Genomic DNA, 15,205 nt, shown 5'->3' with positions numbered 1-15,205 from the left:
GACTGATACCCGCATCGCCCCTCGCCGCTCCGCGGCACTGCACGCAAGGACAGCAACGAACGCCATGAAATCTGCGGAGATCGCGCAGCGCTACCTCGACTACTTCGAGAAGAACGACCACGTCATCGTCCCGTCCGCGTCATTGGTCAGCGATGACCCGACGCTGCTGTTCACGGTCGCGGGTATGGTGCCGTTCATCCCCTACCTCACCGGAGTTGTGCCATCGCCGCACCCGCGGATCGCCGACCTGCAGAAGTGCATCCGCACCAATGACATCGAAGAGGTGGGCAAGACGGCTCGCCACGGCACCTTCTTCCAGATGCTGGGCAACTGGTCGTTCGGCGACTACTTCAAAGAGGGCGCGATCCGCTACGCATGGGAGCTGCTCACCTCGTCCGAGTCCGATGGCGGGCTCGGGTTCGACGAGAAGGATCTCTGGGTCACCGTCTATGAGACCGACGACGAGGCAGAGTCCATCTGGCGCGACGTCATCGGGCTGAAGCCCGAGCGCATCCAGCGTCTGGGGCGCGCCGACAACTACTGGCACACCGGCCAGCCCGGCCCCGGCGGTCCGGACTCCGAGATCTTCTTCGACCGCGGGCCCGCATACGGCAAGGACGGCGGCCCCGCCGCCGATGACTCTCGGTTCTTGGAGATCTGGAACCTCGTGTTCATGCAGGACTTCATCCAGAACCTGCGCAGCGGCACCGAGTTCGACATCGTCGGAGAGCTGCCCAAGAAGAACATCGACACAGGTATGGGACTCGAGCGCGTCGCCTTCCTCAAGCAGGGCGTCGAGAACATGTACGAGACCGATCAGGTGCGTCCGGTGCTCGACCGCGCGGTCGAACTGTCGGGTCGCCGCTACGGTGCGGCCCACGAGGATGACGTGCGCTTCCGCGTGATCGCGGATCACGTGCGTTCGTCGCTGATGCTGCTCTCCGACGGCGTACGCCCGTCCAACGAAGGTCGTGGGTACATCCTGCGCAGGCTGATGCGCCGCACCGTGCGCGCGATGCGTCTGCTGGGTGTCGACGCTCCGAGCTTCCCCGAGCTGTTCTCGGCGTCGCGGGACGCCATGAAATCGGCCTACCCGGTACTGGAGACCGAGTGGGCGACACTGTCGTCCGCCGCGTACGCCGAGGAAGAGACGTTCCGCCGTACCCTGGCGCAGGGCTCGACGATCCTCGATCTCGCACTGACCGACACCAAGAAGACCGGCGGCTCCACCCTGAGCGGGTCCGAGGCGTTCCTGCTGCACGACACCTACGGCTTCCCGATCGATCTCACGCTCGAGGTCGCTGAAGAGGCCGGCCTGCAGGTCGACCGCGGCGCCTTCGACTCGCTGATGCAGCAGCAGCGCGAGCGCGCCAAGGCCGACGCCCGTGGTCGCAAGAGCCAGCTGGCCGACCTGTCGATCTATCGCGACTTCCGTGCGCTCGGCGAGACCGGCTTCCTCGGCTATACCGATCTGCAGGCGGACTCACGCGTGCTCGGCATCATCGTCGACGGCCAGACCGTCACCAGCGCGACCGAGGGCGACGTCGCCGAGGTGATCCTCGCCGAGACAACGCTCTACGCCGAGTCCGGCGGCCAGGTCGCTGACAAGGGAACGATCGTCGGCACCGGTTTCGAACTCGACGTGCTTGATGTGCAGCGGCCGGTGCCCGGCCTGATCAGCCACACCGTGCATGTGGCATCCGGGTCTGTCGCGATCGACGACCGTGCCACCACCGTGGTCGATGGCGCGAACCGTCGTGCCGCGCGTCAGGCGCACTCGGCCACCCACCTGGTGCACGCGGCGCTGCGCGACACGCTCGGCAAGACCGCCACGCAGGCGGGGTCGCTCAACCGTGCCGGTTACATGCGCTTCGACTTCGCGTGGTCGCAACCGCTGTCGACCGACACTCGCAGTGAGATCGAGGAGATCGTGAGCCGCGCCGTCGACGACGCACTCGAGGTCACGACCCGTGTCGTCTCGCTGGATGAGGCCAAGGAAGCCGGCGCGATGGCACTGTTCGGTGAGAAGTACGGTGACGTCGTGCGCATGGTCGACATCGGCGGCCCGTGGTCGCGCGAGCTCTGCGCCGGTACGCACGTGTCGAGCAGCTCCGAGATCGGTCTGGTGAGCCTCGTCGGTGAATCCTCGATCGGTGCGTCCAACCGCCGTATCGAAGCACTGGTCGGCCAGGACGCATTCCGTGAGCTGGCCGCCGAGCGCACCGTCGTGTCGCAGCTGACCGCGGCGCTGAAGTCGCCCCGCGACCAGCTCGCGGCGCGCATCGAGGAGCTGCAGGCGAACCTCAAGGCCGCTGAGAAGCGCATCGCGCAGTTCGAGGCGAAGGAACGCGAGGGGCGTGTGCCGGCTCTGGCCGAGGCCGCGCGGAACGTGGGCGCGTACCGGGTCGCATCCGCGTCGCTGGGTGAGGTCGGCTCGGCCGACGACGTGCGCACGCTCGCGTTGAGCGTGCGCGAGCGCCTGGGGTCGGATGCTGCTGTCGTGGCTTTCGGCGGAGTCGCCGGTGGTCGCCCGATCGTGGTCATCGCGACGAACGAGGCGGCTCGCGCCGCAGGTGCCAAGGCGGGCGCCCTTGTGCGCATCGCGGCCGGAACGCTCGGCGGTGGTGGCGGCGGCAAGGACGACGTTGCGCAGGGCGGTGGCACCGACGCGTCGGCACTGGATGCCGCGCTGGACGCGGTGGTGGCGACCCTGGCGGACGCGTGAGCGGTTTCCGTCGCGGGGTGCGCCTCGGTATCGACGTGGGCAGAGCCCGCGTCGGCGTGTCGCGGTGCGACCCGGACGGAATGCTGGCGGTGCCTGTTGAGACCGTGCCCCGCTCGGAGACATCGGTGGCGAGGATCGCTCAGCTTGCTGACGAGTGGGAGCCGCTCGAGATCGTCGTGGGCCTGCCCGTCAACATGCGGGGCGAGGAGACGCCGTCGACGACGGATGCCCGTGAGTTCGCTGCCCTGTTGCTCACCAGCACCGGTCGACCGGTACGGATGGTCGACGAGCGATTGAGCACGGTCAGCGCGCACACCGCGCTGCGGGCCTCCGGTCGTTCGCAGAAGAACTCTCGTAGCATTGTCGATCAGGTCGCCGCGGTCGTACTGCTGCAGCACGCGGTCGACACCGAGAAGAGCACCGGTCGCCCCGCCGGTGTGTTGGTCGAGACCCCCGAGGAGTCATCGCACGATGTCTGACCCGGACGCACGGAACAATGGCGCTCCGAACGATCTGTTCGGCAATCTTCCGACGGCATCGTCGCCTTTGCCGGGGAACTCGGAGCGCGATGCGCCCGCTCCAGGTTCGCGTCGTGCGATCCGCGAGGCTGCCGCTCGCGAGGCGGCAGCGCGTGAAGCCGCTGCCCGAGGCGCCGCTACTCGTGAAGCTGCGGCCCAGGAGGCGACCCGGCGAGGGGTATCCGCTTCGGGGTCGCGCACCGCTCCCGAGCCCGCCCCGTTGCCGGCATCCGAGTCGGCTTCGCAAACAGCTGAGGTGCCGCGCCGTCGGTCATCCCACGTCGCATTGGAGCAGGGCGACGACACCGCCGCGGCGACGCACCCCCTGCCGCTCTGGGAGAGCGAGGCCCCGCGTGTCGATGCTGCGGATCCCGTGCCCGCAGACCCCACGACTGACGCACCGACATCGACAGAATCGGACGAAGAAGCCGACGCCCCCCACCTGCACGAGCTGTTCGCGCCAGAACAGCACCGTGACGTGCCGAAGAAGCGTCGCGGGCGCGGATGTCTGATCGGTCTGATCATCATGCTCGTGATCCTCGGCGGTGCCGTCGCCGGTGGCTTCGCCATCTGGGGTCAGTACGGCGACCGGATCAGCGACATGATGGGCTGGGGGGAGCCGAAGGACTACGAGGCGGGTATCGCCACCGGCGAGGCGCTGGTGACGATCAAGCAGGGTGACACCGGCGAGCCGGTTTCGATCGCCCTGTATGAGGCCGGCGTCACCAAGACCAGTAGCGTCTTCTACGACTACCTCATCGACGAGGGCAAGGCCGTGACCTTCTACCCCGGCGTCTACGCGCTGCAGCAGAAGATGACCGCGGCTGCAGCGCTCGAGGCGCTGCAGAACCCCGAGAACCGCATGGAGAACACCGTGCGAGTCGCCGAGGGCGGCACAGTGCGGTCGACGCTGCCGCAGATCGTCGACGGCGTCGGCATCCCGCTGGAGGACCTGCAGGCGGCCGTGGCCGACCCCGGTGCGTACGGTGTCGCGGCCGACACGCTCGAGGGCTGGTTGTTCCCGGCGGTCTACACGTTCGATCCCGACGTCACCGCGAAGGGCGTCATCGAGGCGATGGTCGCCCGAACGCAGCAGTCCCTTGACGAGGTCGGAGTCTCAGCTGACGACGCCCAGAAGGTGCTGACGACCGCGTCGATCATCCAGCGCGAAGGTCACACCGCAGACTTCGACAAGGTGTCGCGCGTGATCGCCAACCGTCTCGACCCCGCCAACGACGAGACCCACGGACTGCTGCAGATGGACTCGACTGCGCAGTACGGCTATGGACTGAACCACGACGGCCCGGTCGCATCGTGGCCATGGGAGTCGGTGGTCGGTGACGACAACCCGTGGAACACCTACGTGCACCCGGGACTGCCCGCATCGCCGATCGCGAACCCCAGCCACGCGGCGATCGAGGCGGCGGCCAATCCGGCCGATGGCCCGTGGTTCTACTTCGTCACCGTGAATCTCGACACGGGTGAGACCGTCTTCTCGGCGACCTACGCCGAGCAGCAGGCGGCCGAGGCCCAGTACCGCAAGTGGTGCGAAGAGAACCCCGACGGCGGATGCTACTGATGAACCCTTCCGAGCCGGAGGCGGACGCCCCTGCGCGCACCGAACTCGCCGTGTGGGGTGACCCGATCGGCCACAGCCGTTCGCCGGCGTTGCATTCGACGGCATACGGCTTGCTGGGGCTGGACTGGCACTACGGCCGTCGCCGAGTGGATGAGCGGTCCTTCGGCGATGCGGTGAGCGGACTCGACGACTCCTGGCGCGGGCTCTCGCTGACCATGCCCCTCAAGGAGGTCGCACACGCGCGTGCTGATGAGCACGACCGCCATGCGGCGCTGACCGGCGCTGTCAACACACTGCTGCTCGGCTCGACGCTGCGCGGCTTCAACACCGACGTCGGCGGCATCGTCGATGCCTTCGCGCACGCCGGTGTGACACGTATCGATCGCGCACGAATCCTCGGCGCAGGGTCGACGGCGGCATCCGCGCTCGTCGCCCTCCACGATCTCGGTGCGACACGCGTCGATGTGCGCGCCCGTCGCCCCGAAGCGGCCGGACGGCTTCGTGAGATCGCGAGCGCGCTGGGCATCGCGCTCAGCGTCCAGGGCTTCGAGCATGCGGCATCCGACGTGGATGCGACCGTGGCCACCCTGCCCAGCGGAACCGTGCTCGATACGGACGTCGTCACTCCGCTCGCGGCCGTTGGCGGCGCCCTGTTCGAGGCCGCATACGCGCCGTGGCCGTCGGCTCTGGCAGCCCAGTGGCCCGGCGCGAACGTCATCTCGGGCTTCGAGATGCTGCTTTACCAGGCGGTGCGGCAGATCCGGATCTTCCGTTACGGGTCGCAGGAGCACCTTCTGCCGGACGAGGACGTCATAGTGGCGGCCATGCGGTCTCGCGCCATGGAAGACTAGAGCAATGCTCCGCGTGCTCACGGCCGGCGAATCCCACGGCCCCGAACTCATCGCCATCATGGAGGGTCTGCCCTCCGGTGTGACCATCACGGCCGACGCGATCCAGGCCGACCTGCAGCGCCGCAAGCTCGGCTATGGGCGCGGTTCGCGCATGAAGTTCGAGCAGGATGAACTCACGATCTCCAGCGGCGTCGTGCACGGTCGCACGCTCGGCAGCCCCATCGCCCTGCGCATCGGCAACACCGAGTGGCCGAAGTGGACCGAGGTGATGAACCCGGCACCGACCGAGCTCACCGACCGTTCGCGGGGCAGGGGAGCGGCGCTGACGCGCCCGCGCCCCGGGCACGCCGACCTCGTCGGCATGCAGAAGTACGACTTCGACGAGGCACGCCCCATCCTCGAGCGCGCGAGTGCCCGAGAGACCGCTGCACGCGTCGCGCTCGGGGCTCTCGCACGGGCGTTCCTCTCCGAGCTGGGTATCCGCCTGGTCAGCCACACGCTCTCGATCGGGCCCGTACAGGTACCCGACGGGGCGGCACTGCCCACCCCCGACGACGTCGATGCGCTCGACGCCGACCCGCTGCGCTGCTTCGATGCGGCCACCTCGGCGCTCATGGTGGCCGAGGTCGACGCCGCGAAGAAGGACGGCGACACCCTCGGCGGCATCGTCGAGGTGCTCGCCTACGGTCTTCCCCCTGGGGTCGGATCGCACGTGCACTGGGACCGTCGACTGGACGGCCGCCTTGCACAGGCGCTGATGAGCATCCAGGCGATCAAGGGCGTCGAGGTCGGCGACGGCTTCGAGACGACCCGCCGTCGGGGCTCGGCCGCTCACGACGAACTGTTCACTGCCGAGGATGGCATCACCCGGGCATCCGACCGCGCCGGTGGAACCGAGGGCGGAATGACGACCGGTACAGTGCTGCGCATCCGCGCGGGCATGAAGCCGATCGCGACGGTACCGCGCGCGCTGCGCACCATCGACGTGACCTCGGGTGAGAGCGCCACGGCGCATCACCAGCGCTCCGATGTGTGCGCTGTTCCCGCCGCCGGTGTCGTCGCCGAGGCGATGGTCGCCATCGAGCTGGTGAACTCGTTGCTGGAGAAGTTCGGCGGCGACAGCGTCGGCGAGACGCGTCGCAATATCGAGTCGTACCTCGCGGCGATCCCCGAGGCGCTGCGCACGGCGCCCGCCTCGGAGGCGGCGCTGCTCGCGCATGATGAGCACGCCTGAGCATCCGCTGACGCTCGTCCTGGTCGGTCCGATGGCCGCGGGCAAGACCAGCGTGGGCCGCAAGGTGGCCCGGCTGCTCGACGTGCCGTTCATCGACACCGACAAACGCGTCGCCGCGGAGCACGGGCCGATTCCGCAGATCTTCGCTGAGCAGGGCGAGGCGCACTTCCGCGCCCTGGAACGCTCGGCCGTCGCCCAGGCGGTCGCCGAGGGCGGGGTGATCTCACTCGGCGGGGGAGCAGTGACCGATTCCGACACCCGGGCACTTCTCGCGCGGCACCCGGTCGTCTTCCTCACCGTCACAGAGGACGCCGTCGCGCAGCGACTGGGCGGATCGAGCCGCCCGCTCCTGTCCGGCGAAGACGACCCGGTCACCCGCTGGCGGACCATCTTCGAACAGCGCCGCGGCTGGTACGACGAGGTCGCCGACCTGACTATCGACACATCGCGGCGTCCGATGCGGATGATCGCAGAAGAGATCGCAGCCTGGAGGACAGAGCAGCCATGACCACGACCACCATCAGCGTCACCGGCCAGAGCCCGTACGACATCACCGTGGGGCGCGGCATTCTCGACGCCGTTCCTGCCGCACTTGCGCCCACCGTGCGCAAGGTGCTGATCGTGCACCCGCCGACGCTCGCGGTGCGCGCCGCCGAACTGCGCGACCGTGTACTCGCCGACACCAGCAGCGGCCCGCGCGAGGTGCTGCTGGCCGAGATCCCCGACGCCGAACAGGGCAAACGCATCGAGGTGGCGGCGTTCTGCTGGCAGGTCATGGGGCAGGCCGACTTCACCCGCACAGACGCTGTGATCGGCTTCGGCGGCGGCGCCGTCACGGACGTGGCGGGCTTCGTCGCTGCGACGTGGTTGCGCGGCGTACAGGTCGTGCACGTCCCCACGACGGTGCTCGGCCTGGTCGACGCCTCGGTCGGCGGGAAGACCGGCGTGAACACCGCCGAGGGCAAGAACCTCGTCGGGGCGTTCTGGGCACCCAGCGCTGTGATCGGCGACCTGGACGAACTGAACAGCCTGAGCGCCAATGAGGCGACCGCCGGCTACGCCGAGGTCGTCAAGGCGGGCTTCATCTGGGCTCCCGAGATCCTCGACATCATCGAGGCTGACCCGGCACGCGCGATCGACACGACGACCGATGAGTTCCGTCGCACGATCGAGCTGGCCATCGACATGAAGGCGAAGGTGGTCTCCGACGACTTCCGCGAGGCGGGCCTGCGCGAGATCCTCAACTACGGCCACACCCTCGGCCACGCCATCGAGCACTCCGAGCGCTACCAGTGGCGGCACGGCGCCGCGATCTCGATCGGCATGATGTACGCCGCCGAGCTCTCGCGACTGGCAGGGCGCCTGTCGGATGCCGGTGCTGATCGGCACCGTGCCGTGCTTGAGTCGTTGGGGCTGCCCACCACGTACCGTGCCGGTGCCTGGCAGCAGCTGCTGGCGACCATGCAACGTGACAAGAAGGCCCGCGGCGGGATGCTGCGGTTCATCCTGCTCGACGACATCGCCAAGCCGACCGTCGTGCAGGCGCCCGATGAGTCACTGATGTTCGCGGCGTATCAAGAGGTCGCCGGATGAGCACCGCGCGTCGGCTGCTGCTGGTGAACGGACCGAACCTCAACCTGCTCGGCACGCGCGAGCCCGACGTGTACGGCACGGCGACGCTCGCCGATGTCGAACACCTGACGGCCCGCGCCGCCGAGAGACTCGGGTACGAGGTGCGCGCCGTGCAGAGCAACCACGAGGGCGTGCTGATCGATGCGATCCACGCCGCACGCGAGGATTGCGTGGGCGTCGTGATCAACCCGGGAGGGCTCACGCACACGTCTGTCGCCCTGCGCGATGCTCTCACCGGCATCGGCCTGCCCTTCGCCGAAGTGCACATCTCGGACGTGTACGCCCGGGAGTCCTTCCGCCACTTCTCGTACCTCGATGACGTCGCCACCGTGCGGGTCGTCGGCCGAGGGGTGGACGGGTACGCCGAAGCGGTGCGTGAGCTCGTCGCCGCACTGCCGTAGTGCGCCGTCGCCTCTGAAACGTCGGTCGCGGGCATCCGTTAGAATCGATGCTCGGCCACTTTCTGCGCGCAACCGCGCCGGCCACCTGACTTCTACACGAACGGACCCGCACGCATGGCATCCACTGCAGACATCAAGAACGGCGTCGTCATCAAGATCGACGGACAGCTCTGGAGCGTCGTGGAGTTCCAGCACGTCAAGCCCGGCAAGGGCGGCGCCTTCGTCCGCACCAAGCTGAAGAACGTCGTGACGGGCAAGTCGGTCGACAAGACCTACAACGCCGGCACGAAGATCGACATCGAGAACGTCGACCGTCGTGACTTCACCTACCTGTACACCGACGGCGACGGCTTCGTGTTCATGGACGTCGAGGACTACGACCAGCTCACCGTCTCGGCCGCGATCGTCGGCGACGCCAAGAACTACATGCTCGAGAACCAGCAGGTGCAGATCGCCCTGCACGATGGCAACCCGCTTTACATCGAGCTGCCCGCCTCGGTCGTGCTCGAGGTCACCTACACCGAGCCCGGTCTGCAGGGCGACCGCTCGTCGGCCGGCACCAAGCCCGCGACTCTCGAGACCGGCTACGAGATCCAGGTCCCGCTGTTCCTCGAGACCGGCACCAAGGTCAAGGTCGACACCCGCTCGGGCGACTACCTCGGCCGCGTCAACGACTGAGTTGAGCGCCCGTACCAAGGCGCGCAAGCGCGCCCTCGATATCCTGTTCTCCTCCGACGTTCGTGGCGAGGAGGTCTCGGTCGTGCTCGCCGCCGCCGCCAAGCGCGCGGCGAACGAGCCCGCACGCGAGGCCTCGTGGTTGTACGCCCGCGATATCGTCGACGGCATCATCGACAACCGCGAAGAGATCGACGAGCACATCACGACGCACAGTCGCGATTGGAAGCTCGAGCGGATGCCCGCCGTCGACCGCGCCCTGCTGCGCATCGGCACCTGGGAGATCGTCTACAACGACGAGGTCCCCACCGCCGTCGCGATCGATGAGGCCGTCGAACTCGCCAAGGAGCTCTCGACCGAGGACTCCGGCGCGTTCGTGCACGGCGTCCTCGCCCGAATCGCGCGCTCGATCTGACCCCGCGGCCCGGCGATGTCGGTGGGCCGCGCCAGGATGCTGTCATGACGTCACCCCGGCTTGAGGAACGCGCGTTGCGCGCCCTTGCCGGTGATGGCGGCTATCGGCGTGGGCTCGACTACGCCCGGCGCGGGCAGGTCTCCAAGACCAGCTGGGATGCCGCCACGCAGACGCTCACCGCCCACGTGCGCGGCAGCGAACGGTCACCGTACCGCTGCCAGGTGCGCTTCGACGCCCGGCGCGTCATGACCACGGGATGTTCCTGCCCGATGCGGGTCGCCTGCAAGCACGTGGTGGCGGCGATCCTCGTCGGTGCAGGAACGGAGCAGCAGACGCACGGCACCGGTCCCGCCCCTGCGACGGCGCCTGCGGTGAGCCCGCCGCCCCGAGCCTCCTGGGAGCAGTTCGGTGCGTTCGCGCAGGCGTCACCGCCGGCCTGGCGTGCGCTGCTCAATCCGTCGGCTTCGACGCAGACCGAGCCGCTCGCGTTGGGCATCGAGTTGCGCACGCGAGCCGGGCACGCGCATGACCGCTGGGGCGCGGCTGCCCTGCAGACGGCGACCCCGCGCGGACTCAGTCGCGAACCGGGCGAGGTCATGCTGGTCGTGCGTCCGCTGATGCGCAGCCATTCCACCGGCAACTGGATCCAGGGGGACGCGTCGTGGGAGTCCGTGCGTCGGGCAGCCAGCGGCTTCGTGCCGGAGCAGGCGCGTTGGTTCGCGGACTTTCTCAGCCTCGCCCGCGACTCTCTGCTCTCGGGCACCGCCGGTGATTGGATCGCCCTCGACCGAGTGCAGGCGCCGCTTTTGTGGCAGCACCTCGACGCACTGGACCGTCTCGGCGTCCCGATCGTCGCTACGCAGAAACACACCACCGTCCGGCGTGCGCAGTCCGCGTCTGCGGGGCTGCGGATCGATGCGCGGGAAGACGACGGGCTGTCGGTCGCCGCGGACGTGACCTTCGATGGGGAGCAGGTGCCGGCCGCGTCACTCCGCCCGATCGGTGCGATCGGCCTCTATCGATGGGAAGTGACCGGGGCGGCGGTCGAGGTGACACTCGCCCAGGTGACTCTGCCACCTGCGGTGCTCGCGGCGCTCACGACCGGCGGAGAGATCCCGGTTCCGGGTCGCGACCGTGCGGCGTTCCTCGCAGAGGTTTACCCTTCGCTGGCGCGACAGGCCCCGGTGCGGGCGTCCGATCGTGTGAGCCTGCCGGCACCGGCCGTCCCCGAACCCGTGCTGCGCGTGCGCTTCCGCAGTGGGCACCGGATCGAGTACCGCTTCGAGTGGGAGTACGCCGGGCACGGCACCGTGCCGTTCGCCACGGTACGGGGCGGTTTTCGGGACGCGGATGCTGAAGCCGACCTGACCCGCGAGATCAAGGCCATCTGGACCCGGGGGACGTCGGACGAGTTCGATGCCGCCGGGGAGTTCGAGCAGGTTGTGGCTGCGGAATGGGCGGCACAGGTGCTGCCGCTGTTCGAGGACAGCGCGGTCAAGGTCGTCGTGACCGGCCGCCGAACGGCGTACCGCGAGCTGGCAGGCACCCCCGAGATCGCCATCACGACCGTCGAATCCACCGACCCCGACTGGTTCGACATGGGCATCATCGTGACGATCGACGGTACGGCGATCCCCTTCGCGCCGCTGTTCACCGCACTCAGCATGCGTCGCACCAAGCTGCTGCTCGTCGACGGGTCCTACTTCTCGCTCGCCCACCCGGCGCTGCAGCGACTGCGCGATCTGATCGATGAGGCAGCAGAGCTCACCGAATGGGAGACCGGCCCCCGGATCAGCCGCTATCAGACCGCGCTCTGGGAGGACTTCGAAGACCTCGCGGATGAGGCCGAACCCGCCGTCAGCTGGCGCGAGACCGCCGCGGGGCTGCGCGGCGTGGACAGCGTGCCGACGACCCCACCTCCGCACGGCCTGACCGCTCAGCTGCGGCCGTACCAGCAGCAGGGTCTCGATTGGCTGGCCTTCCTGTGGCGGCACCGACTCGGTGGGATCCTCGCCGACGACATGGGGCTCGGAAAGACGCTGCAGTTGCTCTCGCTCGTGCTCCACGCGACGGAACAGGGCGAGAACCGGCCCTTCCTCGTCGTGGCTCCGACCTCGGTGCTGGGAACATGGCGCAGTGAGGCGGCGCGGTTCGCGCCCGGGCTGCGCGTGCGGGTGGTCGAGGGCACGGCATCGCGGCGCGGCCAGGGCATCGCCGACATCGCCGAGCACGCCGATATCGTCGTCACCTCGTACGCCCTGCTGCGTCTGGACGCCGACGAGTACGCACGAACGCGCTGGGCGGGCGTGATCGTCGACGAGGCGCAGTTCGCCAAGAACCCTGCCACCAAGGTGCACCGGGCACTCGCAACCCTCGACGCCGATGTCACCATCGCCGTCACCGGCACGCCGCTGGAGAACACCCTGCTCGACCTGTGGGCGCTGTTCTCACTCACCGCGCCTGGGCTCTTCCCTTCGAAGCGTCGCTTCCGCGAGGAGTACGTGCAGCCGATCGAGCAGGGCAAGGTGCCCGAGAACGAAGAGGGCTCGCAGCATCGGCAGACACGCCTGGAGCGCCTGCGCCATCGCATCCGTCCCCTCATGCTGCGCCGCACCAAGGACCTGGTCGCCGCAGACCTGCCCGAGAAACAGGTGCAAGAGGTGCTCGTCGAGCTGGCTCCCGCGCACCGAGCCGTCTACGACACCGTGCTGCAGCGTGAGCGTCAGAAGGTGCTCGGCCTGCTGCAGGACCTCGACCGCAACCGGTTCATCGTGTTCCGCTCGCTGACGATGCTGCGCATGCTCGCACTGTCTCCGGCCCTGATCGAGCCGGATACACCTTCCGTGGCATCCGCGAAGCTCGACGTGCTCCTCGAGCACGTCACCGAACTTCGCGCCGAGGGCCACCGCGCCCTTGTGTTCAGCCAGTTCACCTCTTTCCTCGAACTGGCCGCCGAGCGCCTGCGCGCCGCCGGCGTCCCGTACGCCTATCTCGACGGTTCGACCCGTGATCGCGAAGCCGCGGTCGACGGTTTCCGAGATGGTGACGCGCCCGTTTTCCTGATCAGCCTGAAGGCCGGTGGATTCGGGCTCACCCTCACCGAGGCCGACTATGTCTTCCTGCTGGATCCGTGGTGGAACCCCGCCGCCGAAGCACAGGCGATCGACCGCACGCACCGCATCGGGCAGACCCGGCGCGTGTTCGTGTACCGGTTGATCGCGGCCGGGACGATCGAAGAGAAGGTACTGGCCCTGCAGCAGCGCAAGGCGCGGCTGTTCACCGCGGTCATGGACGACGAGGCGCTGTTCTCGCAGGCGCTGACGGCCGACGACATCCGCGGACTACTTGAGCCCTGAGGTGAGCGCCGTAGGCGTTTCCCACGGCTCGCGTCCCCGGAGTCCCAGCCTCGGCTCGGTACACTCGAGGCTGTCCACAACAGAGGAGAGACATGCGGATCACGGGACTCGGCCACGCGGGGATGTTCATCGAGACGGTCGGCGGGAACATCATCTGCGACCCCGTGCTGGGTCCGTCGTTCTTCGGCTCGTGGTTCCCGTTCCCCGACAACCGCGGGCTCGACTGGGAGCGCTACGGGCGCGAGGCGGACTTCCTGTACATCTCGCACCGCCACCGCGATCACTTCGACCCGCGACTGCTCGAGCGGTACATCTCGAAGGACATCGAGGTGCTGCTGCCCGAGTACGTCACCGACGACCTCGAGGTCGACATCCGTGCACTCGGGTACAACAACATCACCTACGCGCTGGCCGGCCAGGTGATCGAGCGCGGCGACCTGAAGATGATGATCACGCCGCTGCGCGCCCCCAGCGACGGCCCGATCGGTGACTCGTCGCTGAGCGTGGATGACGGCACGGCATCGATCCTCAACCAGAACGATTCGCATCCGCTCGATCTGGAGGCGCTGCTGTCGTTCGGCAAGCCCGAGGCGTACTTCACGCAGGTCTCCGGCGCCATCTGGTGGCCGATGGTCTACGACCTGCCGCAGGACGCCAAGCAGAACTTCGCGCGCCTGAAGCGCGAGGCGCAGAACAAGCGCGCGATGTACTACATCGAGAAGGTCGACGCGCCGCACGTGTTCCCGATGGCGGGCCCGCCGATGTTCCTGCGCGAGGAGCTCTTCCGCTACAACGGCACCGGCCAGGACGACGACTCGATCTTCACCGATCAGAAGGAGTTCCTGGCTCACTTGAAGGAGCAGGCGCCGCAGTACGACGGCCAGCTGTTCATCCCCGGCACCGTCGTCGACATGAATCACGGCGAGATGACGGTGACGCAGAGCCTGTACAGCCAGGATGAGATCGACCACATCTTCGACGAGAAGTGGGAGTACCTGGCTGAGCAGAAGGCGACGCGGCAGCAGGAGGTCATCGACGAAGAGGCCACGCGCGCCGAGGTGCTGCCGCCCGAGGAGATGCTCGCGGCGCTCAAGGCGTGGTGGGAGCCGCTGCTGAAGAAGTCCCGCACGATCCGGCTCGGCGTCGGCGGCAACGTGCGGTTCAAGATCGGCGACCTCGACATGGTGGTCGACTTCCCGAAGGCCAAGGTGCGTGAGTACGCGGGGGAGGAGTGCATCTACTGGTACACGATCCCCGCCGATCTGGTCTCGACGAACATCCGCGATCATGAGATCGACTGGTCGAACTCGATCTTCCTGTCGATGCAGTTCTCGGTGGGGCGCAGCGGCAAGTTCAACGAGTTCCTCACGACGTTCCTGAAGTGCCTGTCGGTCGATCGCATCGAGTACGTCGAGAACTGGTACCAGGAGCAGACCGATCAGACGGAGGATGCCGAGATCGGCGACTGGGTCGTGCAGCGCCGTTGCCCGCACCTGCGTGCCGACTTGACCCGCACCGGCAAGATCGACGAGGACGGCGTGCTCACGTGCAGCATGCACGACTGGAAGTGGGATCTGAAGACCGGCAAGTGCCTGTCGACGGCAGGTCACGCGATCCGCGCCGAGAAGATCGACCCCGTCACCGACGAGGCATTGCGTCCCGGCGCCTGAGCAGTTGGCAGCCCGGGGCCGAACCGGGCATCCACTCCGCCGTCTGGTGTCACCGAGAACAGGCGATCTCACGAGAACAGGACGAATTCCGCAGGATCGTCCTGTTCTCAGCATCCGTCCTGTTCTCGTGCGCGCGAAACGGCGCGCGG

The 15,205-nt window shown here is 68.1% G+C and carries 12 protein-coding genes; all 12 read left to right on the top strand.

Annotated features, from left to right (window positions below):
* The first annotated feature begins 64 nt into the window (after positions 1–64).
* Positions 65–2,725 (top strand): alanine--tRNA ligase, encoded by a 2,661-nt coding sequence (gene alaS / locus ACLD0U_RS06110; protein WP_410340096.1) that lies wholly within the window; start codon positions 65–67, stop codon positions 2,723–2,725.
* Positions 2,722–3,204 carry a Holliday junction resolvase RuvX gene (gene ruvX / locus ACLD0U_RS06105; RefSeq protein WP_410340095.1) on the top strand — a complete coding sequence of 161 codons (483 nt, stop codon included), beginning with the start codon at positions 2,722–2,724 and terminating at the stop codon, positions 3,202–3,204. Before alaS ends, ruvX begins: the two co-directional genes overlap by 4 nt.
* Entirely contained in the window at positions 3,197–4,822 is a 1,626-nt protein-coding gene (gene mltG / locus ACLD0U_RS06100) for an endolytic transglycosylase MltG (protein WP_410340094.1), read from the top strand. The genes ruvX and mltG overlap by 8 nt, the downstream gene beginning before the upstream one ends.
* Positions 4,822–5,673, top strand: a complete 852-nt coding sequence (locus ACLD0U_RS06095; RefSeq protein WP_224817843.1) for a shikimate dehydrogenase family protein — start codon at positions 4,822–4,824, stop codon at positions 5,671–5,673. Before mltG ends, ACLD0U_RS06095 begins: the two co-directional genes overlap by 1 nt.
* A 4-nt stretch (positions 5,674–5,677) precedes the next feature.
* Positions 5,678–6,907, top strand: coding sequence for a chorismate synthase (gene aroC / locus ACLD0U_RS06090; RefSeq protein WP_179410793.1), 1,230 nt, complete (start codon positions 5,678–5,680; stop codon positions 6,905–6,907).
* Entirely contained in the window at positions 6,891–7,415 is a 525-nt protein-coding gene (locus ACLD0U_RS06085; protein ID WP_410340093.1) for a shikimate kinase, read from the top strand. Before aroC ends, ACLD0U_RS06085 begins: the two co-directional genes overlap by 17 nt.
* Positions 7,412–8,500, top strand: a complete 1,089-nt coding sequence (gene aroB / locus ACLD0U_RS06080) for a 3-dehydroquinate synthase (RefSeq protein ID WP_410340092.1) — start codon at positions 7,412–7,414, stop codon at positions 8,498–8,500. The genes ACLD0U_RS06085 and aroB overlap by 4 nt, the downstream gene beginning before the upstream one ends.
* The gene (locus tag ACLD0U_RS06075) at positions 8,497–8,940 is read left to right on the top strand and encodes a type II 3-dehydroquinate dehydratase (RefSeq protein ID WP_206549851.1); all 444 of its coding nucleotides are present in this window, start codon (positions 8,497–8,499) and stop codon (positions 8,938–8,940) included. Before aroB ends, ACLD0U_RS06075 begins: the two co-directional genes overlap by 4 nt.
* Before the next feature lie 114 nt (positions 8,941–9,054).
* The gene (gene efp, locus ACLD0U_RS06070) at positions 9,055–9,618 is read left to right on the top strand and encodes an elongation factor P (protein WP_179410796.1); all 564 of its coding nucleotides are present in this window, start codon (positions 9,055–9,057) and stop codon (positions 9,616–9,618) included.
* A gap of 1 nt (position 9,619) precedes the next feature.
* Entirely contained in the window at positions 9,620–10,030 is a 411-nt protein-coding gene (nusB, locus tag ACLD0U_RS06065) for a transcription antitermination factor NusB (RefSeq protein ID WP_179410797.1), read from the top strand.
* A gap of 44 nt (positions 10,031–10,074) precedes the next feature.
* A complete protein-coding gene (locus ACLD0U_RS06060; protein ID WP_410340091.1) occupies positions 10,075–13,386 on the top strand; it encodes an SNF2-related protein in 3,312 nt (1,103 codons plus the stop codon).
* Positions 13,387–13,478: 92 nt separating this feature from the next.
* A complete protein-coding gene (locus ACLD0U_RS06055; protein WP_410340090.1) occupies positions 13,479–15,056 on the top strand; it encodes a Rieske 2Fe-2S domain-containing protein in 1,578 nt (525 codons plus the stop codon).
* Positions 15,057–15,205 lie beyond the last annotated feature (149 nt).

This window comes from Microbacterium sp. 2216-1 (assembly GCF_046507855.1).
In the GTDB taxonomy this organism is placed as follows: domain Bacteria; phylum Actinomycetota; class Actinomycetes; order Actinomycetales; family Microbacteriaceae; genus Microbacterium; species Microbacterium esteraromaticum_C.
The sequence above is the reverse complement of the archived record's forward strand: the minus strand, read 5'-3'. Positions and strand labels throughout refer to the sequence as shown.